At 71.9% G+C, this 22545-nt stretch carries 16 protein-coding genes; 10 read left to right on the forward strand and 6 right to left on the reverse strand.

Annotation, left to right across the window (positions count from 1 at the left end; translation table 11 throughout):
- Window positions 1-242 precede the first annotated feature (242 nt).
- On the forward strand, window positions 243-1136 hold the full coding sequence (locus ACFVXE_RS06385; protein ID WP_389669703.1) for a cellulose-binding protein: 894 nt from the start codon (window positions 243-245) through the stop codon (window positions 1134-1136).
- A gap of 113 nt (window positions 1137-1249) precedes the next feature.
- Here the strand turns inward: ACFVXE_RS06385 and ACFVXE_RS06390 are convergent, their stop codons facing one another.
- From ACFVXE_RS06390 to ACFVXE_RS06400, 3 genes are all read right to left on the reverse strand, one after another.
- A complete protein-coding gene (locus tag ACFVXE_RS06390; protein ID WP_389669705.1) occupies window positions 1250-2878 on the reverse strand; it encodes a cation acetate symporter in 1629 nt (542 codons plus the stop codon).
- Window positions 2875-3363 (reverse strand): DUF485 domain-containing protein, encoded by a 489-nt coding sequence (locus ACFVXE_RS06395; RefSeq protein WP_389669707.1) that lies wholly within the window; start codon window positions 3361-3363, stop codon window positions 2875-2877. The genes ACFVXE_RS06390 and ACFVXE_RS06395 overlap by 4 nt, the downstream gene beginning before the upstream one ends.
- 144 nt (window positions 3364-3507) lie before the next feature.
- Window positions 3508-5127, reverse strand: a complete 1620-nt coding sequence (locus ACFVXE_RS06400) for an MFS transporter (protein ID WP_389669709.1) — start codon at window positions 5125-5127, stop codon at window positions 3508-3510.
- A 435-nt stretch (window positions 5128-5562) separates the two neighbouring features.
- Between ACFVXE_RS06400 and ACFVXE_RS06405 the strand changes: the two genes are divergently transcribed.
- The 3 genes from ACFVXE_RS06405 to mfd all read left to right on the forward strand — a co-directional run bounded on the left by ACFVXE_RS06405 (window position 5563) and on the right by mfd (window position 12842).
- A complete protein-coding gene (locus ACFVXE_RS06405; RefSeq protein ID WP_389669711.1) occupies window positions 5563-6351 on the forward strand; it encodes an ABC transporter ATP-binding protein in 789 nt (262 codons plus the stop codon).
- The gene (locus ACFVXE_RS06410) at window positions 6348-8933 is read left to right on the forward strand and encodes an ABC transporter permease (RefSeq protein ID WP_389669713.1); all 2586 of its coding nucleotides are present in this window, start codon (window positions 6348-6350) and stop codon (window positions 8931-8933) included. Before ACFVXE_RS06405 ends, ACFVXE_RS06410 begins: the two co-directional genes overlap by 4 nt.
- 378 nt (window positions 8934-9311) lie before the next feature.
- Complete coding sequence (gene mfd, locus ACFVXE_RS06415) at window positions 9312-12842, forward strand: transcription-repair coupling factor (protein WP_389669715.1); 3531 nt, start codon at window positions 9312-9314, stop codon at window positions 12840-12842.
- Here the strand turns inward: mfd and ACFVXE_RS06420 are convergent.
- Window positions 12820-13395 (reverse strand): TetR/AcrR family transcriptional regulator, encoded by a 576-nt coding sequence (locus tag ACFVXE_RS06420; protein ID WP_389669717.1) that lies wholly within the window; start codon window positions 13393-13395, stop codon window positions 12820-12822. The genes mfd and ACFVXE_RS06420 overlap by 23 nt on opposite strands.
- Before the next feature lie 103 nt (window positions 13396-13498).
- Here ACFVXE_RS06420 and ACFVXE_RS06425 point away from each other — a divergent pair, with 103 nt between their 5' ends.
- The 3 genes from ACFVXE_RS06425 (at window position 13499) to ACFVXE_RS06435 (ending at window position 16102) form a co-directional block, all read left to right on the forward strand.
- Window positions 13499-14365, forward strand: a complete 867-nt coding sequence (locus tag ACFVXE_RS06425) for a hypothetical protein (RefSeq protein WP_389669719.1) — start codon at window positions 13499-13501, stop codon at window positions 14363-14365.
- Window positions 14366-14488: 123 nt separating this feature from the next.
- Window positions 14489-15262, forward strand: coding sequence for an HNH endonuclease family protein (locus tag ACFVXE_RS06430; protein ID WP_389669721.1), 774 nt, complete (start codon window positions 14489-14491; stop codon window positions 15260-15262).
- Between the two features lie 93 nt (window positions 15263-15355).
- Window positions 15356-16102: an N-acetyltransferase gene (locus ACFVXE_RS06435; RefSeq protein ID WP_389669723.1), complete on the forward strand. Its 747-nt coding sequence runs from the start codon at window positions 15356-15358 to the stop codon at window positions 16100-16102.
- Window positions 16103-16205: 103 nt separating this feature from the next.
- Here the strand turns inward: ACFVXE_RS06435 and ACFVXE_RS06440 are convergent, their stop codons facing one another.
- On the reverse strand, window positions 16206-16937 hold the full coding sequence (locus ACFVXE_RS06440; protein ID WP_389669725.1) for a hypothetical protein: 732 nt from the start codon (window positions 16935-16937) through the stop codon (window positions 16206-16208).
- Between the two features lie 79 nt (window positions 16938-17016).
- Window positions 17017-17862 (reverse strand): DUF4190 domain-containing protein, encoded by an 846-nt coding sequence (locus ACFVXE_RS06445; protein WP_389669727.1) that lies wholly within the window; start codon window positions 17860-17862, stop codon window positions 17017-17019.
- Between the two features lie 227 nt (window positions 17863-18089).
- Here ACFVXE_RS06445 and ACFVXE_RS06450 point away from each other — a divergent pair, with 227 nt between their 5' ends.
- From ACFVXE_RS06450 to ACFVXE_RS06460, 3 genes are all read left to right on the forward strand, one after another.
- Window positions 18090-20231 carry an N-6 DNA methylase gene (locus ACFVXE_RS06450; RefSeq protein WP_389669729.1) on the forward strand — a complete coding sequence of 714 codons (2142 nt, stop codon included), beginning with the start codon at window positions 18090-18092 and terminating at the stop codon, window positions 20229-20231.
- A gap of 155 nt (window positions 20232-20386) precedes the next feature.
- Window positions 20387-21010, forward strand: coding sequence for a hypothetical protein (locus ACFVXE_RS06455; RefSeq protein ID WP_389669730.1), 624 nt, complete (start codon window positions 20387-20389; stop codon window positions 21008-21010).
- Window positions 21007-22539, forward strand: a complete 1533-nt coding sequence (locus ACFVXE_RS06460) for a protein kinase (RefSeq protein WP_389669731.1) — start codon at window positions 21007-21009, stop codon at window positions 22537-22539. Before ACFVXE_RS06455 ends, ACFVXE_RS06460 begins: the two co-directional genes overlap by 4 nt.
- Window positions 22540-22545: the final 6 nt, after the last annotated feature.

The raw sequence follows: 22545 nt of genomic DNA on the forward strand, positions 1-22545 counted from the left end.
GCCCCGTCTTTTTTTTTTCCTTTCCTGGGGGGGTCCGCCTCCAACTGTTGGGGGCGGGCTTACACGCACCCCCCCCGCGCCCCCCGGGCCCCCCGCACCCCCCCGGGGGGCCGGCCCCCACGGCTTTCTGTGACACCCGTCGCTTCCGTCCGGAAAGCACCGATGCGATTCCGACTTCTCTGCCAATTGCCGCATCCTTGACGTATTGCTTGGTGTCGGAGAGTCGGAGAGGGGCTTCAACGATGAGTGCTGCACCGGTGTCCGCGCACGGCTTCGCCGTGATGCGGGGACGTGGCTACCGCCCGGAGCAGGTGGACGGTGCGGTGGCCGGACTGTCGGCGGAACGGGACGCGGCGTGGGAGAAGCTGTCCCGGCTGACCGCGCTGGCCGAGGAGCTGGAGGCCGAGTCGGTCCGGCTGGCCGAGGCCGTCGCCGTGCTCGCCCCGCAGACGTACGCCTCGCTCGGTGAGCGGGCCCAGGAGATCGTGGCACTCGCCGAAGCGGAGGTGCGGGCGGTGCGCGGCGCCGCGCAGGAGGAGGCGCAGGCGCTGCGGGACGCGGCGGACGGTGCGGCGCGTGCGCTCCGTGACGCGGCCCGCGCGGACTCCGACGCCGTGCGGTCCGCCGCCGGTGCCGAGGCCGACGCCGCGGTCGCCGCGGCCGGTGAGAGCGCCGAGACTCTGCTCTCCGCGGCCCGTGAGGAGGCTGCGGAGGTGCGGCAGGAGGCGCACACCGCGGTGACGCAGACGCGTCACCGCACCGCGAGCGTGCTGGCCCGTCAGGAGCAGGAGCACGCCGAGCGGTGGCAGGCGGCCGAGCGTGAGCTGGCCGGTGCCGAGGCGGCTCTGACCGCGCACCACGACGAGCTGACCGGCCGGGCGGAGGCGCGGCTGGCGGAGGCGCGACGGACGCTGGCGGATGCCGAGGAGGCGGCGCGGCACGGCCAGGAGGACGCCGAGGCGCAGGCTGCGGAGCTGGTCGCGGCGGCCAGGGTGCGCGAGGAGCGGGTGGTCAGGGAGACCGCGCGGATCCTGCGGGAGCACGAGGAGGGTCGCGAGGAGGTGCAGGCGCACATGGCGCATGTACGCAACTCCCTCGCGGCGCTCACCGGCCGTGCGGCGCCTGCGCAGGACTGACGGATCACCGGGCGTGCGGCCCGGGGGACGGGGCGGGGCCGGGGGCCGGCCGTCGCGGGCGCGCCGCGGCCTCACCGGCTCCTGACGACCCCGACCCGGGCCCCGCGCCAGACTCACCCGCCGCGGCGTCCTGTCGCAGGCGGTGCGCCCGCCAGGATCCATGGCTCCTCGGCCTCGTACAGCCGGCGTTCCTCGGCCGCGGTACGCCCGCCGAGCACGGTTCCCAGCCACCCCGCCAGGAAGCCGGCCGGGATCGACACGAGTCCGGTCGTGGTGAACGGGAACCAGTTGAAGTTGTGCCCGGGGAAGACCGAGGCGGGCGATCCCGAGACCAGATTGGTGCCGGTGATCAGCACCAGCACGGCGACGGTGCCGCCGATGAGGGTGCAGAGCACTCCGGTACGGGTGAAGCGCCGCCAGAACATGCTGTAGACGAGCGCCGGGGCCAGCGCCGACGCTCCGACGCAGAAGGAGAGGGTCACGAGCGCCTGGACGTTCCAGTGCCGGGCCAGCACGGCGAGCGTGATGGCGAGCAGGCCGACGCCGACCGCGGCGGCCTGGGCGGTGCCCATCTCGATGCGTCCCTCGACCGGTTCCTTGTCCCGGTCGCGTATCCCGTGCAGTCCGTTGGCGAACAGATCGTGGGCGAGCGAGTTCGCGCAGGCCAGGATCATTCCCGCGACGGAGGCGAGCAGTGTCAGGAAGATGGCCGTCGTCATGGTGGTGATGACCAGCGCACCGATTTCGCCGCTGCCCGCGACCGCGCCGCTGACCTGCAGGATCGAACCGTTGCCCTGTGCTCCGGCGGCGACGATGAGGTTGTGGCCGACCAGTGCCGCCGCGCCGAACCCGATCACGGTGAGCAGCAGGCAGAGCCCGACGACCACCGAGACCGCCCAGGACAGTGAGCGCCGGACGGCCTGTGCGCTGCGGGCGCTCGACATCCGCATGGTGATGTGCGGGAGACAGGCGGCGCCGAGCACCACGGTCAGTTCGGAGCTCACCATGTCGATCCCGCTGCCGCCGAACTGCAGCCCCGAGCGCAGATAGGCGGCTCCGGCGCCGCTGCCCTGCTGGGCGGCTGCGAGCAGCGCGCCGGCGGACCAGCCGAAGCGGTGCATGACCAGTGCGGAGATCGTGAGGCAGGCGGCGAGGAGGACGACCGTCTTGACGATCTGGATCAGGGCGGTTCCCTTCATCCCGCCGATCGCGGCGTAGCTGATCATCACGATGCCGAGCACGATGATGCAGCCGGTGCGGAATCCGGAGCTGTCGAAACCCAGGATGAAGGCGAGCAGATCACCGCTGCCGGCGAGCTGTACGACCATCAGGGGGACGAGTGCGGCGAGGGTGACGCCGCAGGCGGCGATGCGGACCGCCCGGCCCGGGGCGCGCCGGGTGAGCATGTCTCCCATGGTGAACCGGCCCGCGTTGCGCAGGGGTTCGGCCAGCAGGAACATCAGCAGGACGAGCGAGAGAGCGGTGCTCAGCGCGAGGACGAGGCCGTCGTAGCCGGTGAGGGCGATGATCCCGGTGGTGCCCAGGAGGGTCGCCGCGGACAGGTAGTCGCCGGCGATGGCGAGTCCGTTGCGTATCGGGGAGAGCGATCGGTAGCCGGTGTAGAACTCGTCGAGGTCGTCGCGGTCCGGGCCGGTCATGACGCAGAGCAGCAGGGTGACGGTGGCCACGGCGATGAAGGCCGCCAGGGACATCGTCTGTGCGGAGTCCTTGAATCCGTTCATCTGACCGTTCCCGTTCTTCGGAGTTCGGCGGCGAGCGGGTCGACGGTGCGCCGGGCGGTCCGCTCGTACAGGGTGATCGCGAGCAGGGTCACCGGGAGCTGGCACAGGCCGAGGGCCAGCCCGATGGTGAGACCGCTGCCGATGGGGTGGGTCATCAGACCCGGTGCGAAGCCGGAAAGCAGGAGGAAGAGCGTGAAGAAGCCGAGGGCGGTCAGCGTCGTGCCGCGCCGCAGTGTGCGGTAGGCGGCGCGCAGTCGGCGCAGATCGCTGTGGTGGCCGGGAGCGGGGACGGGGGTGGTGGGCGGGGTCGGCCACCGCGGTGGGCGCGAGGGCGCCGAACTCTGCCAGGGCAGCAGGAAGTCGGGGTCCTGCGGGGGCTGGTAGCGCGGCCGGTGGGACGGCTGCGGCCGGTGGTGGCGGGGTCCGGGCGAGGGGCGGTACGGAGGCCGGTGCGACGGATCCATGTGCGGGGGTTCGTGCGACATCGTGATGCTGCTCCTTGCGCGGCTCGGGTCCGGGGAGGACTGCAAGGCAGGAGCGCGGGTGCGCTGTTGAAGCGCGTACGTTACTAGCGGGTAGTGGGCTGGGGAAGGGTTGCTCCGAACTACCCGCGGTAACCTTTCAGATGTCTAGTCCCTGGGCGGTTCGGCGGTGCCGCCGGCGTCCGTTCCGTCGGCGGCTGCGGGGTCCTCGGTGAGGATCGGGAAGCGGCGCGGCGCCACGAAGACCAGCACCAGCACGGCCACCGCCGCAGCCGCCGCGGCCCCGAGGTAGACCTGGTCGACCGCGGCGTCGACGGCCCGCCGCAGGTAGTCCGTCGCGGCGGCGGAGAGCGCGCCGGGGTCGTCCAGTGCGCGCGAGACCGCGTCCAGGTCGCCCGGCAGCCCGGGTACCGGCGCGTGGACCAGCCGGGACGCGAGGACCCCGTTGGCGACGGCCCCGAAGAGCGCGGCGCCCAGGCTCTGGCCGACCTGCCGGCAGAAGAGCACGGAAGCCGTCGTCGTACCCCGCTCGGACCAGCCGACCGTCGACTGGACCCCGACGATCAGCGGCAGTTGGAACAGTCCCAGCGCGGCGCCCAGCAACAGCATGATCAGCGCGGGCTGCCAGGGCGCACCGGGATACGGCAGCAGCGGAAAGGCCAGCAGGACGAGGAGCGCGCAGCTCATCCCGATGATCGCGGTACGGCGGAAGCCGATGCGGTTGTAGACGCGGTTGGAGAGCGCGGCCGACACCGGCCAGCTCAGCGTCATCACCGAGAGCACGAACCCGGCGGCGATCGGGCCGAGACCGAGGACCGACTGGGCGTACGTCGGCAGGAAGACGGTCGGCGCGACCATCAGCAGCCCCATCGCGCCCAGGGCCAGATTGACGGAGGCGATGGTCCGCCGCCGCCAGACCCAGCCGGGGATCACCGGGTCGGCGGCGCGCCGCTCGATGACCACGGTCAGTGCGGCGAGGGCGGCGCTCGCGGCAAGCAGGCCGAGCGACGGCGCGGACAGCCAGGGCCAGGCGACCCCGCCCTGCACGAGCGCGGTCAGCAGCAGGGCGCCGGTCGCGAAGACGGCGAGCGCACCCGCCCAGTCGATACGGGGCCGGGGTGCCCCGGCGGCGCGGCGGATGCGGGACGGCTCATGGAGGTGGCGTACGACCAGCCAGAGCGCGACCGCCCCCACCGGCAGGTTGATCAGGAAGATCCAGCGCCAGTCCGCGTACGACGCGAGCAGCCCGCCGATCACCGGCCCGGCGACGGCTGACGTGGCCCAGACGGTGGACAGCTTGGCCTGGATCCTGGGGCGTTCCTTGAGCGGGTAGAGGTCGGCGGCGATGGTCTGCACCGTGCCCTGCAGCGCTCCGCCGCCGAGTCCCTGGACGACACGGAAGGCGATCAGCGCAGCCATGCTCCAGGCGCCGGCGCAGAGCACCGAACCGATCAGGAAGAGGATGATCCCGGCGATCAGCACCGGCTTGCGGCCGAAGGTGTCGGAGAGCTTGCCGTAGACCGGCAGAGTGACGGTGACGGCCAGCAGATAGCCGGAGAAGAGCCAGGAGAAGACGGCGAAGCCGCCGAGGTCACCGACGATCTGCGGGACCGCGGTGGAGACGATGGTGCCGTCGATGGCGGTCAGCGCCATCCCGAGCATCAGCGCGGCCACGACGGGGCCGCGGCCCCGGGGCGCGGCCGGGGAGGGTGCGGGGCCCACTCCGGACCCGGATATCGCTTCGGTGCCGCCGGCCGCGCCGCTCACAAAGATCCCTTCCCCATGCACGTACTTTCCCGGGGACACTGTCTCACCCGTTGCCGTGGGGGTGCAGCGGAACGGGCCGCGGCCACCCCGGGGCCGAGTCCCTGAGACCCGGCTCCACCGGGCGCCCCGGACCCCTAGGGGTAGCTCCTTACTTCTGTCCAGGGGCGGTTCCTCCCGGCGGAGGACGTGGCGGCGGGAGCCCGTTCCTTAGCGTGTTCCTACAGCGCGAATGCGGGTGACCGCAGGGGGCGGGGTGGGGAAAACCCCACCTCAAGACTGCGCTGCGCACCAGCGCGCCGGACCACCTCCGGACACCAGACTCGGTACCGGCGGGGCGAGGGCGGTAGGACCGCCGCCGTCACCACGCCGGCCCGGCCGGACTCACCGGCCGCTTCCCACTCGAAGCCACGTCTTCACCCACAGAGGAGAATCACCGTGACAACGGCTGTAACCATTCCCAGGCACGGGGGCACTGGAGGGCGTACGGCCGTCGCTGCGCGGGCGCGGCAGGTCGTCAAGGCGTACGGCACGGGGGAGACCCGGGTCGTCGCACTCGACCGTGTCGACGTGGACATCGCCCGCGGGCAGTTCACGGCGATCATGGGGCCGTCGGGCTCGGGCAAGTCGACCCTGATGCACTGCCTGGCGGGCCTGGACACGGTGAGCTCGGGCGAGATCCACCTCGCCGAAACCGAGATCACCAGGCTCAAGGACAAGAAGCTCACCCAGCTCCGCCGGGACCGGATCGGCTTCATCTTCCAGGCGTTCAACCTGCTGCCCACGCTCAACGCGCTGGAGAACATCACGCTGCCGATGGACATCGCGGGCCGCAAGCCCGACGCCGACTGGCTGCGCCAGGTCGTGGAGACGGTGGGCCTCGCCGAGCGGCTGAAGCACCGGCCCACCGAGCTCTCCGGCGGTCAGCAGCAGCGCGTCGCGGTGGCCAGGGCGCTCGCCGCCCGCCCGGAGATCATCTTCGGCGACGAGCCCACCGGAAACCTGGACTCGCGGGCCGGCGCCGAGGTGCTGAACTTCCTGCGCCGGTCGGTGGACGAGCTGGGGCAGACCATCGTGATGGTCACCCACGACCCGGTGGCCGCCTCCTACGCGGACCGGGTGCTGTATCTCGCCGACGGACGCATCGTCGACGAGATGAACAACCCGACGGCCGACCAGGTCCTCGACCGGATGAAGGACTTCGACGCGCGCGGGCGGACGTCATGACCGTCTGGAAGACCTCGGTGCGCAACTTCTTCGCGCACAAGGGCCGGATGGCGCTCTCCGCCGTCGCGGTCATGCTGTCGGTGGCGTTCGTGTGCGGCACGCTCGTCTTCACCGACACGATGAACACCACGTTCGACAAGCTCTTCGCAGCCACCTCCGCCGACGTCACCGTCAGCCCCCGGAACGCGCAGGGCGCCGACGAGATGCCGCAGAGCGGCAGGCCTGTCTCGCTGCCCGCCGCAGCCGTCGAGCAGGCCAGGAAGGCGGACGGGGTGAAGACCGCCGAGGGCGCGGTCACCAGCATGTCCGTCACCGTCGTCGACCGTCACGACAAGAACATGGGCTCCTCGACCGGCGCCCCGACGATCGCGGGCAACTGGACGCGGAACGACCTGCGTTCGATGGAGATCACCTCCGGACACGCACCGCGCGGACCGACCGAGGTCATGGTCGACGCCGACACCGCGGACAAGCACCACCTGAAGATCGGTGACGAGCTGCGCACCATCGCCGTCACCGGCGACATCAGGGCGACGATCAGCGGTATCGCCTCCTTCAAGGTCACCAACCCGGGTGCGGCCGTCGTCTACCTCGACACCGCCACCGCGCAGACCAAGCTGCTCGGCAAGCCCGGTGTCTTCACCCACATCTCCGTCACCGCCGAACCCGGTGTCAGCGACACGCAGTTGAAGAAGAACGTCGCCACCGCCCTCGGTGACAGTGCCGCGTACAAGCTCCAGACCCAGCAGGAGGCCGCGGACGCCAACAAGGACTCGATGGGCTCCTTCCTCGACGTGATGAAGTACGCGATGCTCGGCTTCGCCGGGATCGCCTTCCTCGTCGGCATCTTCCTCATCGTCAACACCTTCTCGATGCTGGTGGCCCAGCGCACCCGCGAGATCGGCCTGATGCGGGCCATCGGCTCCAGCCGCAGGCAGGTCAACCGGTCCGTGCTGGTCGAGGCGCTGTTCCTCGGCTTCGTCGGCTCCGTCCTCGGCGTCGGTGCCGGAATCGGTGTCGCCGTCGGCCTGATGAAGCTCATGACCGCCATGGGCATGAACCTGTCCACCGAGGACCTCACGATCGCCTGGACGACTCCGGTGCTCGGGCTGGCGCTCGGCGTCATCGTCACCGTCGTCGCCGCGTACGTCCCGGCCCGCCGGGCCGGGAAGATCTCCCCGATGGCCGCCCTACGCGATGCCGGCACCCCGGCGGACGGCCGCGCCGGCCGGGTACGGGCCCTGATCGGTCTGGTCCTCACGGCCGCCGGTGGCGCCGCCCTGTACACCGCGGCGCAGGCCGACAAGGCGAGCGACGGATCGCTCTTCCTCGGTGTCGGTGTGGTCTTCACCCTGATCGGCCTCATCGTGATCGGCCCGCTGCTGGCCGGTTTCGTGGTCCGGGTGCTCAGCACGGTGGTACTGCGGATGTTCGGACCGGTCGGACGGATGGCGGAGCGCAACGCGCTGCGCAACCCGCGGCGTACCGGAGCGACCGGAGCGGCCCTGATGATCGGCCTCGCGCTGGTCGCCTGCCTCTCCGTCGTCGGCTCGTCGATGGTCGCCTCGGCGACCGAGGAGCTCGACAGGTCGGTCGGCGCGGACTTCATCGTCCAGCCGAGCGGTGACCCGCCCCAGCCGATCGTGCCGCAGGCGGCGAAGGCCCTGGAGGCCGTCCCGGGTATCGAGCACATCACCGACTACAAGTCGGTCAGTGCCAAGCTGACCACCCCCGACGGTGCGGTCGAGGACGAGGGTGTCGTCGCCGCTGACCCGACGTACCGGGACGACCTGCGCCGCGAGACGGTCTCCGGGAACCTGGCCGACGCCTACGGCAAGGACGCCATGTCGGTCGGCGACGTGTACGCCACCCGGCACAAGGTCGAGGTCGGTGACCGGATCACCGTCGCGTTCAAGGACGGCGCGACGGCGAAGCTCAAGGTCGCCGCGATCACCTCGGACGACACGAACATCGACAAGGGCGCGATGTACACCAGCATCACGACCGCCGAGAAGTACGTCCCCGCCGACAAGATGCCGAAGAACATGATCATGTTCGCCAAGGCGCAGGACGGCAAGGAGAAGGAGGCGTACACCGCCCTCAAGGACGCCCTCGCCGCGTACCCGCAGTACACCGTGCAGAACCAGGCCGACTTCAAGCAGGACCTGAAGGACCAGATCGGCCAGCTGCTGAACATCGTCTACGGTCTGCTGGCGCTCGCGATCATCGTCGCGGTGCTCGGTGTGGTGAACACTCTGGCCCTGTCGGTGGTCGAGCGGACCAGGGAGATCGGCCTGATGCGTGCCATCGGCCTCTCCCGGCGCCAGCTGCGCCGCATGATCCGCCTGGAGTCGGTGGTCATCGCTCTCTTCGGTGCCCTGCTCGGCCTGGGCCTGGGCATGGGCTGGGGCACGGCCGCGCAGAAGCTGCTGGCCCTGGAAGGCCTCGGCGTGCTCGAGATTCCGTGGCCGACGATCCTCACGGTCTTCGTCGGCTCGGCCTTCGTCGGCCTGTTCGCGGCCCTGGTCCCGGCGTTCCGGGCGGGCCGGATGAACGTGCTGAACGCGATCGCCACCGAATAGCGGCCGCGGAGATCCACGTAGGATGACTGGTCCGGCCCCGGGTGTTCCTCCAAACACCCGGGGCTGGATGCATTGCCGCTGCTCCCGGCGCGGCGCCCCTGCGCGCCGGGAGAGGACGCGAGGACGTGGTCACCCTCAGGGGGACGGCCGGGGTGCGCAGCGGGTGCGGCCGGGGTGCGACGTGCCGTCGGAGGTCGCCGGCCGGTGCCGGAGGGCGCCCGCAATCCGGCCCGCCGAGCCGGATTGCGGGCGCGGGTGTCACAGGGGAGTCGTACGCTGGGAACCCCCGGCCCGTGAAACGTGTCGGGCCCTTCGCGTTGCCCCTGGCAGCAGCCGGCTGCCGGAACCTCGCCCTCGTTACCCGGACGGAAGCCCTTCATGAGCCTGCACGGTCTGCTGGATGTCGTCGTACGTGACCCGGCACTCGCCGAAGCGGTGAAGGCCGCCACCGACGGCCACCGGATGCATGTCGACCTCGTCGGCCCTGCCGCTGCGCGCCCCTTCGCCGTGGCCGCGCTGGCCCGCGAGGCCGGCCGGACGGTGCTCGCGGTGACCGCGACCGGCCGGGAGGCCGAGGACCTGGCCGCCGCGCTGCGGACCCTGCTGCCCCCGGACAGCGTCGCCGAGTTCCCGTCCTGGGAGACCCTGCCGCACGAGCGGCTCTCCCCCCGGTCGGACACCGTGGGCCGCCGCCTGGCCGTGCTGCGCCGCCTCGTGCACCCCAGGGCCGACGATCCGGAGACCGGCCCGGTCAGTGTCCTCGTCGCGCCGGTGCGATCCGTGCTGCAGCCACAGGTCAAGGGGCTCGGCGACCTGGAGCCGGTGGCGCTGCGCATCGGGCAGAGCGCCGACCTCGGCGAGACCGTGGAGGCACTCGCGGCGGCCGCGTACTCCCGGGTGGAACTCGTCGAGAAGCGCGGCGAGTTCGCCGTCCGCGGCGGCATCCTGGACGTCTTCCCGCCGACCGAGGAGCACCCCCTCCGGGTGGAGTTCTGGGGTGACGACGTCGAGGAGATCCGCTACTTCAAGATTGCCGACCAGCGGTCGCTGGAGATCGCCGAGCACGGACTGTGGGCGCCGCCCTGCCGCGAGCTCCTGCTCACCGACGAGGTGCGTGAACGGGCCGCGGCCCTCGCCGAACAGCATCCGGAGCTCGGCGAGCTGCTCGGCAGGATCGCCGAGGGGATCGCGGTGGAGGGCATGGAGTCCCTCGCCCCGGTTCTCGTCGACGACATGGAGCTGCTGCTCGACGTGTTGCCGAAGGGCTCGATGGCGCTGGTCTGCGACCCGGAGCGGGTCCGCACCAGGGCGGCCGACCTGGTCGCCACCAGTCAGGAGTTCCTCCAGGCGTCCTGGGCGGCGACGGCGGGCGGCGGCGACGCGCCGATCGATGTCGGTGCGGCCTCCCTGTGGGGCATCGCGGACGTCCGCGACCGGGCCCGCGAGCTGGACATGATGTGGTGGTCGGTCTCCCCGTTCGCCGCCGACGCCGAGCTCGACGAGGACACCCTGAAGCTCACGATGCACGCCCCGGAGTCGTACCGAGGCGACACCGCCCGGGCACTCGCGGACACCAAGGGCTGGCTCGCCGACGGCTGGCGCACGGTGTACGTCACCGAGGGGCAGGGTCTCGCCTCCCGTACCGTCGAGGTGCTCGGCGGCGAAGGCATCGCGGCCCGCCTGGACCCGGACCTGGCGGAGATCTCGCCGTCCCTCGTCCATGTCTCGTGCGGTGCGATCGACCACGGCTTCGTGGACCCCGCGCTGAAGCTCGCCGTGCTCACCGAGACGGATCTGACGGGTCAGCGCACCGCCACCAAGGACCTGGGCCGGATGCCGGCCCGCCGCAGGAAGACGATCGACCCGCTGACGCTGGAGGCGGGCGACTACATCGTCCACGAGCAGCACGGCGTGGGCCGCTACATCGAGATGGTGCAGCGTACGGTGCAGGGCGCCACCCGCGAGTACCTGCTGGTCGAATACGCCCCCGCCAAGCGCGGCCAGCCCGGCGACCGCCTCTACATCCCGACCGACCAGCTGGAACAGGTCACCAAGTACGTCGGCGGCGAGGCCCCCACGCTGCACCGGCTCGGCGGCGCCGACTGGACGAAGACCAAGGCACGCGCCAAGAAGGCGGTCAAGGAGATCGCCGCCGACCTGATCAAGCTGTACTCGGCCCGGATGGCGGCGCCCGGCCATGTCTTCGGCCCGGACACCCCCTGGCAGCGCGAGCTGGAGGACGCCTTCCCGTACGCGGAGACGCCCGACCAGCTGACCACCATCGCCGAGGTCAAGGAGGACATGGAGAAGTCGGTTCCGATGGACCGGCTGATCTGCGGCGACGTCGGTTACGGCAAGACGGAGATCGCGGTCCGGGCCGCGTTCAAGGCGGTGCAGGACGGCAAGCAGGTCGCCGTCCTCGTCCCCACCACACTCCTGGTCCAGCAGCACTACGGCACGTTCACCGAGCGCTACTCCCAATTCCCGGTCAGCGTAAGGGCGCTGAGCCGCTTCCAGTCCGATTCCGAATCGAAGACGACCCTTCAGGGTCTGCGCGAGGGCTCCGTCGACCTGGTCATCGGCACCCACCGGCTGTTCTCCTCCGAGACGAAGTTCAAGGACCTGGGGCTGGTCATCGTCGACGAGGAGCAGCGCTTCGGCGTCGAGCACAAGGAACAGCTGAAGAAGCTACGGGCCAACGTCGACGTCCTGACGATGTCCGCGACGCCCATCCCCCGGACGCTCGAAATGGCGGTCACCGGCATCCGCGAGATGTCCACGATCACCACGCCGCCCGAGGAGCGCCACCCGGTCCTCACCTTCGTCGGGCCGTACGAGGAGAAGCAGATCGGGGCGGCGATCCGCCGCGAGCTGCTCCGGGAGGGGCAGGCGTTCTACATCCACAACCGGGTCGAGTCGATCGACCGGGCGGCTGCCCGGCTCCGTGAGATCGTTCCCGAGGCCCGGATCGCGACCGCCCACGGTCAGATGTCCGAACAGGCCCTGGAGCAGGTGGTGGTGGACTTCTGGGAGAAGAAGTTCGACGTCCTGGTCTCGACCACCATCGTCGAGTCCGGCATCGACATCTCCAACGCCAACACCCTGATCGTGGAGCGCGGCGACAACTTCGGCCTCTCCCAGCTCCACCAGCTGCGCGGCCGCGTCGGCCGAGGCCGCGAGCGCGGGTACGCGTACTTCCTGTACCCGCCGGAGAAGCCGCTCACCGAGACCGCCCACGAGCGCCTGGCCACGATCGCCCAGCACACGGAGATGGGTGCGGGCATGTACGTGGCCATGAAGGACCTGGAGATCCGCGGCGCCGGAAACCTTCTGGGCGGCGAACAGTCCGGCCACATCGCGGGCGTCGGCTTCGACCTGTACGTACGCATGGTCGGCGAGGCCGTCGCCGACTACCGGGCCTCGCTCGAAGGCGGTGTGGAGGAGGAGCCGCCGCTGGAGGTCAAGATCGAGCTCCCGGTCGACGCGCACGTCCCGCACGACTACGCCCCCGGGGAGCGGCTGCGTCTCCAGGCGTACCGCGCGATCGCGTCCGCCACCACGGAGGACGACATCAAGGCGGTCCGCGAGGAGCTCACCGACCGCTACGGCAAGCTCCCGGAGCCGGTCGAGAACCTCCTGCTGGTCGCGGGCCTGCGGATGTTGGCCCGTGCCTGCGGCGTCGGCGACGTCGTGCTCCAGGGGTCGAACATCCGGTTCGCCCCGGTGGAGCTGCGCGAGTCGCAGGAACTCCGGCTGAAGCGCCTCTACCCCAAGACGATCATCAAGCCGGCTGTCCGGCAGATCCTGGTGCCGCGCCCGACCACCGGGAAGATCGGTGGCAAGCCGGTCGTCGGCCGCGAACTGCTGGCCTGGACGGGGGAGTTCCTCACGACGATTCTGGGGTCCTGAACAACAGCCCGGTGAGCGACCGGAACGCCTCCTCGGGGTTCCGGTCGCCCAGCGGGCCGGTCAGGTTGCCACTCAGCAGCAAGGTGGCGTAGCCGTGGGCCAGTGACCAGGCGGCCACCCCCGCGAGACGGCTGTCGGTACCGCGTCCCGGGGCGGGGAGCGCGTCCACGCCGGCGCTCAGCGCCCGCGCCGCGCGGGCCTTCGCGGCGAGGAGCTCCGGGTCGTCGGCGCGGTGCAGCTCCGGTCGGAACATCACCTGGAAGTGCGCCGGGTGGTCGGTCGCGAACCGTACGTACCGCACGCCTCTCTCCCGCAGGTCCGGCGCGTCGGTGAGGGCGTCGGCGAAGAGCCCGTACCCCTCGGCGGCGATGGCGGTCAGCAGGCCCGTGCGGTCGCCGAAGTGGTGGGCGGGGGCGGCGTGGGAGACACCGGCGCGGCGGGCCAGGTCGCGCAGACTCAGTGCGTCCGGACCCTCGGTGCGGATGACGTCGAGTGCCGCGGTGAGGACGGCCCGCCGCAGGTCGCCGTGGTGGTAGGTGCGCTCGCTGCTCATGGGCAGCACAGTACGCGGAATCTAGGCATTGACAAGTTCTGGTGGGGCGAGCATTCTCTAAAACTAGTCAGTGACAAGATGTGGAAGGCCGGAGGGCGGAGACATGTCCGAGGAACTGGGTCGCGTACGTCAGATGTGGCACCTGCTGGAGCCGTTGCACGCGGTGCTCTACTACGCGCCGGAGGCCTTCGAGGAGGCCGCCGCGCTCGGCTACCGCACCGAGGAGCGCTGGCCCGGCTACTTCGCCTGGCGGGCGGCTCCGTTGGGGGCGGCCGGTGCGGAGCGGGTCGTCGAGACCTTCTACAGCTTCAGTCCGGGCATGGTGCGCGAGTACATCCCGGCAGCCTGGTCCACCGCCTCGCCCGACGCGGTGCTCGCGGCCCGCACGCGGGCGGTGGACCGTGCCTACCGGGCGCTGTTCGGGGACCTGGCCACCGGCCAGGAGGTCGCCGAGGCCGCCGCGTTGGCCCGGCGCGCCGCCGAGGCCGCGGAGGTGACCGGCCGCCCGCTGGCCGGGGCCAACGCCGCCCTGTCGTGGCCGGACGCGCCGCACCTGGTGCTCTGGCACGCGGCGACCGTCCTGCGTGAGCACCGAGGGGACGGGCATGTCGCCGCACTCGCGGGGGCGGGACTCGACCCGGTCGAGTCGCTGGTCTCGTTCGCGGGCATCGGCGCCGCACGCCCGGAGGTGTTCGCGAGCCGGGGCTGGAGCGGCGGGGAGTGGGACGCGGCCCGTCAGCGGCTGCTGGAACGCGGCCTGTCGGAGAAGGACGGCACGGCGACGGAGGCGGGCCGGACGTTGCGCGCCGAGGTCGAGCGGCGTACGGACGAGCAGGCGGCCGCACCCTGGCGGGCACTCGGAACGGCGGGACGGGAGCGGCTCGTCGAGCTGCTGGGGCCGCTGTGGGTGGCGGTGCTCGGATCCGGGCTGCTGCCGTCCGAGACGACGCTCGGAATCGGGAAGGTCTGAGACCCGGCCGGGGTGATCGGGATCGCGTCCTTCGCCGGCCGCGGTCATGAATGTCCGCCGGCGGGGAAGACGTCCGTAGGATTCCCGGGTTCGGCTCTCTTCCCGTCAGGACGGCTACGAGTGATGTCTCCCCGCGTGTACCGAGTGATGCTCCCCGCCCTGAGCGCGGCGGCGGTCCTGGCCCTGGCGGGCTGCGACCCCGAGGACGTGGCCGCCGGAGGCGGCAGCAGCGCTCCGCAGGCCGGCGGCCGGCCCGCAGGCGGGTTCGGCGCCAGCCCGCTGGACAACTCCGACGGCACCAAGCCGGGTCTCGCGCCCCTGACCACCGACGCCGACCGGTCCGCCGCCCGGCGGATCATCGAGAAGGTGGCCACCAAGGGGCGCGGCCCGAAGACCGGTTACGAGCGGGACAAGTTCGGCTACGCCTGGAAGGACTCGGTCGACGGCGTACCGCTGTCCCACAACGGCTGCGACACCCGAAACGACTTGCTGGCCAGGGACGGGAAGGACGTCGAGCTGCGTTCCGGCTCGGACTGCGTGGTCGTCTCCATGACCCTCGCGGACCCGTATACCGGCTCCACCATCGAATGGCGCAAGCAGCAGGCGACGAAGGTCCAGATCGACCACGTCATGCCGCTGTCGTACGACTGGCAGATGGGCGCGGCCCACTGGCCCGACGCCAAACGGCAGCAGATCGCCAACGACCCGCTCAACCTCATCCCGGTGGACGGCCCGGCCAACAACGCCAAGCGGGACTCGGGACCGGCGTCCTGGCTGCCGCCGTCCAAGCAGATCCGCTGCTCGTACGCGGTGCGGTTCGCGCAGGTCTCGCTGAAGTACGCACTTCCGGTGACCGCCGCCGACAAGCGGGCGATGCTGACGCAGTGCGGCGGGTGACGGGGCCGGGGCGTACGGGCGAGGGCGACCCCGCGGCCGGGGCCGCCGCCAAACCGGTTGGCTCCGGGGACCGCGTTGCCTAGCGTGGGGCGGATGGAGCTGCACATCACCACTCTCGCCGAACGTCCCGAACTTGCCGGTCCCCTGCAGGAGATGCCCGACACCTGGCCGCAGTTCGTGCTGGAGGACCTGGTCGGCTGGGCGAACTACCCGAGGATCGCGGTCGAGTTCCCGCAGTACGTGCTCGTCGCGACGGACCCGGAGGGCACCGTCGTCGCGAAGGCGTACAGCGTGCCGTTCGCGCTGCACGCCCCGGGGCGAGGGGAACTGCCCGAGGGGGGCTGGGACCAGGTGCTGCTGTGGGCGTTCTCGGATCTGCGGTTCGGGCGCGCACCGGACACGGTCAGCGCGATCGAGATCGCCGTGGCCGTGGGGTTCCAGGGGCGGGGGATCTCGGAGCGGATGGTGGCCGCGATGCGGGCGAACGCGCGGAAGCTCGGATTCCAGGATCTCGTCGCTCCGGTGCGGCCGAGCGCCAAGCACCTGGACGCATCGGCGCCGATGGAGGAGTACGCCCGGCGGACCCGGGCGGAGGACGGACTGCCGTACGACCCGTGGCTGCGCGTCCATGTGCGGGTGGGCGGGGTGATCGAGGCGGTGGCGCCGGTGTCGATGACGGTGTCGGGTTCGCTCGCGCGGTGGCGGACCTGGACCGGGCTGCCGTTCGACGCGAACGGTCCGGTGGAGGTGCCGGGGGCGCTGGTGCCGGTGCAGTGCTCGGTGACGCACGGGTACGCGGTGTACGTGGAGCCCAACGTGTGGGTGCGGCACCGGGCGTGAACGTGGCAGGAACCCGCCCGGGTGGGCGGGTTCCTGCCGGATCTCTTCCTGCCGGATCTCTTCCTGCCGGATCTCTTCCTGCCGGATCTCAGAGGGCCGGATCTCAGAGGGCCGGTCTCGCAGCCGTGAAGGGTGTGCCGAACCCGGAGAAGCGGACGCTCAGCGGGGTCCCGGTACCGAAGCGCAGCCTCAGGAGGTGCGGTCCGCCCTCGGTGGCGACCGCCGCCGACCAGGTCCCGTCGCCCGCCTTGCCGGTGAGGGAGAGGGAGGAGGTGGGGCCGTCGCCGGTGACCTCGCCCTTGCGGGCGGTGCCGCTGCTGCGCGCCAGGCGGTCGAGGAACTCCTCCCGGTCGCAGTAGCTCAGGGTCTGCGCCGTGTACCGGTCGGCGGTGCGCGCCTTCACCCAGCGCCCCGTCAGCTTCCGGGCCTCGGTGTCGACGTCGGCGCGCGGGCGGCCCCTGCCCGCCTCCCGCAGCATCGCCTCGTCGGACTGCGTGTAGACGGTCCCGCCGGTCCGCACCAGTTCCATCGTGCCCGCCGCGCCCATGGAGAGCGTCACCGTGCACCGGCCCCTGAGGCCGGTGGCGACGTATGCCCGGACCGGGGCTCCGTCGGGCGACCGCGTGGTGACGGCGATGCGGACCGAGGTGGCCGCCCGGGTCGCCGCGAGGGCCTTGTCGACGACCTCGGGACCGCTGAGCCGGGCGAACGGTGCGGTGTCCTGCTGCTGGGCGAAGACCGGGGCGCAGGCCGTGAGTCCCAGGGCGGTGACGGTGCAGAGAGCCGCTGTCGCCGTGCGGAGAGCGGTGACGGCGATGCGGGTGAGCAGACGCATGGCGGGGCTCCGGTCGGTGCGGGGATCAGCGGGGATCAGCGGGGACCGGCGGGTGCCGGCGGATGTCCGCCGGGCACCGCTAGAGCTTCAGGTCCCACTGGGTGGCGTCGTAGGTGAAGCCGGGGTTGACCTCGACGGTCAGGTTCTTGGCGTCCGCCGGGGCGTCGAAGGCGAACTGGACGGTGACCTTCTTGCCGGGCAGGACCGTGCCGCTGAAGCCTTCGCCGACCTTGCCGTCGAAGATCTGCTCGGCGTCCACACCGTCCTTGCCGGCCCGCGCCTCGACGTTGACGAGCGCCGCGTCGAACTTCTCCTTGCCGGCGTTCTCGATGACGACCGCGATCCGGTAGGCCTTGTTGCCCTTCGTGTGACCGGCGGCGAACGGGTCAGGGGTGTACGAGGTCGCGTCGCCGACCGTGATTGTCAGGTCGTCGTCGTACACGGCCGAGTCGCCGGCCTCCAGCGCCTTCGCGGTGTCCTTCTTCTTGTCCTTGGCGGAGCCCGTGGACCCGGCCTCCGGCTTCGCGGAGGCCGTGGTGTCCGACACGGCCTTGCCGAGGTCGTTCACCGCGTCGTCCACCGCCTTGAACGTGATCACCGCGCCGACGACCGAGAGGATCAGCGCGATCAGGCCGAGAACCGCGCCGAACGTGGCCATGCCCTTGTTGGTGGCCTCGCCGCGCTTGGCCCGCCCGCGGCCGACCAGGCCGAGGATCAGGGCGATGAGGCCGAGGATGCCGGCCAGCCAGAAGAAGAACGGGACGAGACCCGAGACGGCGCCGATGAGACCGAGGATCAACGCGGAGATGCCGAGCCCGTTGCGGGCGGGGCGCAGGCCCGGAGTCAGGTCGGGGCCGTACGGCTGCTGCGGCTGGGGGGACTGGGCGGACTGGGGCGACTGCGGCGGCTGGGTGAACTGGGACATGGCTGTGCCCTCCGGCAAGTGCAGGGATGAGTGATGAGCGGTCCGCCGCACCATCTGATGCAGCGACAGGTCAATAACAGCAGAGCTTGTGAACCGAGTCAACACCGTTCACGGGAAATGGATTGATGCACGCTGTGAATCGATCTCGCGCAGTGGGGTCGGTATGCTCGCCGACACAGCAGGCGGCGCGGATACACGTGGACGCGTCCCGACCAGGGAGACAGCCAGTGCCGGAGAACTCGACAGAGGTGACCGCGGCCGGAATCGCCCGGCTCGCGGGGGTGGGGCGCGCCGCCGTCAGCAACTGGCGTCGCCGGCACGCCGACTTCCCCAAACCGGTGGGCGGCACCGAGACCAGTCCCTCCTTCGCACTGTCCGAGGTCGAACGGTGGCTGCGCGAACAGGGGAAACTCGCCGAAGTGCCGCTCCGGGAAAGGGTCTGGCAGCAGCTGGCCGGACACCCGTCCGGTGCTGTTCCCGCCCTGGTCCACGCGGGCTGCGCCCTGCTGCTGGTCCGCGACCGGCCCACTGCCTGGCTGGAGATCGCCGCCGTCTCCGACGCACGGATGGCCGACGTGCTGCACCCCGCCCTCAGCAGCCTGCTCACGACGCGTCTCGGGCCGGCCACCGCGGACGCGGACGGCGACGGGCCGGTACGGGCTGTTCACGCCCCCACCGCCGAGGAGCTGCTCCCGTCCGTCCCGCTGCTGCGCGCGGTCGCCGAACTCGCCGGTGAGATCGGTGCCCACCAGGCCTTCGAGTTCCTGCTCGGCCGCCAGCTCACCGCCAACCCGCGCCAGTTCACCCTCACACCGCCCGGCCTCGCCGAACTGATGGCGGCCCTCGTGCGGACCGGCGGGCGGCCCGCACGTACGGTCCTCGACCCGGCCACCGGCACCGGGGCCCTGCTCTGCGCGGTGAGCCGCCCGGACGCCCTGTACGCGCAGGACGCCGACCCGGACCTCGCCGCGCTCAGCGCACTCCGCCTCGCCCTGCGCTCCGGCACCGACGGCGACGCCCCCGCCACGGTCGTCGTGCGGACCGGCGACACACTGCGCGCCGACGCGTTCCCGCGGCTGGCCGTCGACGCCGTGCTCTGCCACCCGCCGTTCAACGAACGCAACTGGGGCCACGACGAGCTCGCCTACGACCCGCGCTGGGAGTACGGCTTCCCGGCCCGCACCGAGTCCGAGCTCGCCTGGATCCAGCACTCCCTGGCCCATCTGCGCGAGGGCGGCACCGCCGTCCTGCTGATGCCTCCGGCCGCCGCGTCGCGCCGTTCGGGCCGGCGGATCCGCGCCGATCTGCTGCGCCGCGGCGCGCTGCGTGCCGTCATCGCCCTCCCGCCCGGCGCGGCGCCCCCGTACGGCATCCCGCTCCACCTCTGGGTGCTGCGCAAGCCCGGCACCGGTGTCCGGCCCTCGCCCGAACTGCTGCTCGTGGACACCGCCGAGCCGGCCGAGTCGCCCGCGGCCCCCGCCGGTTCCGCCGCCCAGGGCGGACGCGACCGGCTGGACTGGCAGGCGGTGCGCAGCGCGGTGCTCGACGCCTGGGAGCCGTTCGACCGGGACGGGGGGACCGGAACCGGCCGGGAGCGGCCGGGGTCCGGCCGGGCCGTCCCCGTCATCGAACTCCTCGACGACGACGTGGATCTGGCCCCCGCCCGGCACCTGCCGTCCCCGGCTGCGGGCGGCGGACCGGCCGCACTCACCCATGTACGGGACCGGCTGGCCGAGACACTCCGGCTGACCGCGACCCTCACCCCGCCGCCCGCGGACATCTCGGGCCCGGCCCACTGGCCCCTCACCACGGTCGGCGAACTCGCCCGGGCCGGCGCCCTCCAGCTCCGTACCGGAGGCTCCGGTACCGGAACCGCCCCCGTCCTCACGGAACACGACGTGCTCGGCTCCGCCGCCCCCTCCGGAACGCTCCCCGCCGGTCCGGCGGCCGCCGACGGGCCGCCGGAGGAACCCGTCCTCGTCGAACCGGGCGATGTCGTCGTCCCCGTACTCGGCGGCGGCTCCGTCGCCCGGGTGATCGACGAGGCGACCGCGGGCGCCGCGCTGGGCCGCAACCTCCAGCTGCTGCGCCCCGATCCGGGCGCCCTCGATCCGTGGTTCCTCGCCGGTTTCCTTCGCGGCACCGCCAACAACCGGCAGGCCAGCAGCTACGCGTCCACCGCCACCCGGCTGGACGCCCGCCGCCTCCAACTGCCGCGGCTGCCACTGGCCGAGCAGCAGCGCTACGGGGACCGGTTCCGCGCCCTGGCCACGTTCGAGGACGCGCTACGGCTCACCGGCCGGCTCGGCGGACAGCTGGTCCAGGGGATGTACGACGGTCTGACGGACGGAACGATCACGCCGGAGTGATCGGAACCACAACGGTTCCGCACAACCCGGGGGCTGTTGCGGTGGTCGCCCTCTACGCTCGGATCTGCCAGATCTGCGCGCGCACGCGTACGGACACCCGTTCGGGTTCGTCCGGGTGCGCGCGGGACTTCCACCACCAGGTACCAGGAGCAGCCATGTACGCCCCGGGTCATCCGCCGACGCCGCAGCGCCGGGTCCCCAGCCGGGCCTGGATCGTCTCGATGCGCGTGCTGTTCGTCGTGCTCGCGGTGGGTTCGATCGGGCTCCTGCTGTGGGCCCCGTTGCTGAGGCTGGCGATCGTGCGGCGCCGGGTGTCCGACGGGTGGCTCACCGGTGGCGGCTTCGTGCTGGTCTGCGTGCTGCTGCCGGTCATCGGCAGGGACGACAGCAACCCCGAGGCGCACGGCATCGACTACGTCTTCATACCGCTGCTGTTCCTGGCGATCATCGGCGCTGTCGCGTACTACCTGTTCGGGGACATCCGCCACTACGAGCAGCTCGCGAAGGAGCAGTTCGGCGGCGGGTATCCGCCGCCGGTGCCGGGGTACGGCTACCTGACCACCACGCCCATGCACGGCCCGCTGCCCGTTCAGCCGCAGCCTCAGCCGTACCCGCAGCCTCAGCCGCCCCGGTACCAGCCGCAGGTCCAGCCGCCGTCCGCGGCGCAGCCCCCGCCCGCGCGGCCCACCGCCGCGCCGAACCCGCCGCACCGGATCGACCAGGTGCGCGCCGAGCTCGACGAGCTGAGCGACTACCTCCGCAAGGAGCAGGACCGTTGAGCGGACGTGTCATCGCCGGGCGGTACGAGCTGGCGACCGTACTCGGCCAGGGCGGCATGGGTCAGGTGTGGACGGCGTACGACCAACGCCTCGACCGCCGGGTCGCGGTGAAGCTGCTCCGGCCCGACCGGGTGGCCGGCCCCACCGGCAGTGATGCGGTCGACGAGCTGCGCCGCCGGTTCGTCCGCGAGTGCCGGGTGACCGCCCAGGTGGACCACCCGGGCCTGGTCACCGTCCACGACGCGGGCAGTGACGGCGACGACCTGTTCCTCGTCATGCAGTACGTCGAGGGCTCCGACCTCGCCGACCATCTCGCCGAGCACGACCCGTACCCGTGGCAGTGGTCCGTCGCCGTCGCCGCCCAGCTCTGCGCGGCGCTCTCCGCGGTGCACGCCGTGCCGATCGTCCACCGGGACCTCAAGCCCCGCAATCTGATGGTGCGCCCGGACGGCTCGGTCACGGTGCTCGACCTCGGTGTCGCCTCCGTCCTCGACAGCGACACCACCCGCCTCACCCACACCGGAACGCCGATCGGGTCGCCCGCCTACATGGCGCCCGAACAGGCGATGGGCGGCGCCGTCGGCCCGTACACCGACCTGTACGCGCTCGGCGTGCTCCTCCATGAACTGCTCAGCGGAGACGTTCCGTTCTCCGGCTCCACCGCCCTCGGGGTGCTGCACCGCCACCTCTACGAACCGCCGATCCCGGTCCGCCAGATCCGGCCCGAGGTCCCGGAGGCCCTCGAAGCACTCGTGCTCCGACTGCTCGCCAAGGACCCGCAGCACCGCCCGGCGAGCGCCCAGGAGGTGTACGAGCACCTCACCCCGCTCCTCCCGACCCGTGGAACGGGGCTGCCGGGCGGCCCGCTGGACCCGACCCGGCCCTTTCTGCGGCCGCACGCCCCCTGGCCCGACCGCGTCAACACGCCGCCCGCCGCGCAGCCCGCGCCGGTGGCCGCCAAACCGGATGTCGCGGCCGCCGTCGACGAGGTCAAGCAACTGCTCGGGCAGGGCAGGATCACCCAGGCCGTGGACATACTCGGCGGCATCCTCCCGGCCGCGGCCGAACAGCACGGCGAGAGCTCCCCGGTGGTCCGCATCCTGCGCAAGCAGTACGCGGCGACCCTGATGGACGACGGCCAGTACCGCCGCGCCCTGCCCGAACTGCGGCGCCTCGCCGACGACCGCGCGGTGGAGGCCGGACCTGCCGACAGCCAGACGCTGCAGTACCGCTACGACGCGGCGCAGTGCCTGGAGCAGCTGGGCGAGCCGGCTGCCGCGCTCGCGGAGTACCGCGCGGTGCTGCCGTACTACGAGAACCGGTACGCGACGGGCAACGACCCGGCCCGTTCCTTCGAGATCCGCGGGCGCATCGGGCAGCTGCTGCTCGCGGTCGGTGATCACGCGGCGGCGCGCGGGCACCTCCAGGCGCTGCTGTACGACACCGAGCGGACGTACGGGCCGCACCACCCGCTGCCGGTGGAGCTGCGCCGCCAGCTCGACCGCCAGATGCAGGTCCGCGGCGGCTGACCGGGG

The organism is Streptomyces sp. NPDC058231 (genome assembly GCF_042882275.1).
Taxonomy (GTDB): Bacteria; Actinomycetota; Actinomycetes; order Streptomycetales; family Streptomycetaceae; genus Streptomyces.

Bases quoted from the DNA above. Each gene is read 5' to 3' on its own strand.
- ACFVXE_RS06395 (WP_389669707.1), bottom strand. From the start codon at position 3,363: ATGTCGCACGAACCCCCGCACATGGATCCGTCGCACCGGCCTCCGTAC.
- mfd (WP_389669715.1), top strand. From the start codon at position 9,312: ATGAGCCTGCACGGTCTGCTGGATGTCGTCGTACGTGACCCGGCACTC.
- ACFVXE_RS06435 (WP_389669723.1), top strand. From the start codon at position 15,356: ATGGAGCTGCACATCACCACTCTCGCCGAACGTCCCGAACTTGCCGGT.
- ACFVXE_RS06410 (WP_389669713.1), top strand. From the start codon at position 6,348: ATGACCGTCTGGAAGACCTCGGTGCGCAACTTCTTCGCGCACAAGGGC.
- ACFVXE_RS06420 (WP_389669717.1), bottom strand. From the start codon at position 13,395: ATGAGCAGCGAGCGCACCTACCACCACGGCGACCTGCGGCGGGCCGTC.
- ACFVXE_RS06455 (WP_389669730.1), top strand. From the start codon at position 20,387: ATGTACGCCCCGGGTCATCCGCCGACGCCGCAGCGCCGGGTCCCCAGC.
- ACFVXE_RS06390 (WP_389669705.1), bottom strand. From the start codon at position 2,878: ATGAACGGATTCAAGGACTCCGCACAGACGATGTCCCTGGCGGCCTTC.
- ACFVXE_RS06385 (WP_389669703.1), top strand. From the start codon at position 243: ATGAGTGCTGCACCGGTGTCCGCGCACGGCTTCGCCGTGATGCGGGGA.
- ACFVXE_RS06440 (WP_389669725.1), bottom strand. From the start codon at position 16,937: ATGCGTCTGCTCACCCGCATCGCCGTCACCGCTCTCCGCACGGCGACA.
- ACFVXE_RS06430 (WP_389669721.1), top strand. From the start codon at position 14,489: ATGTCTCCCCGCGTGTACCGAGTGATGCTCCCCGCCCTGAGCGCGGCG.
- ACFVXE_RS06445 (WP_389669727.1), bottom strand. From the start codon at position 17,862: ATGTCCCAGTTCACCCAGCCGCCGCAGTCGCCCCAGTCCGCCCAGTCC.
- ACFVXE_RS06425 (WP_389669719.1), top strand. From the start codon at position 13,499: ATGTCCGAGGAACTGGGTCGCGTACGTCAGATGTGGCACCTGCTGGAG.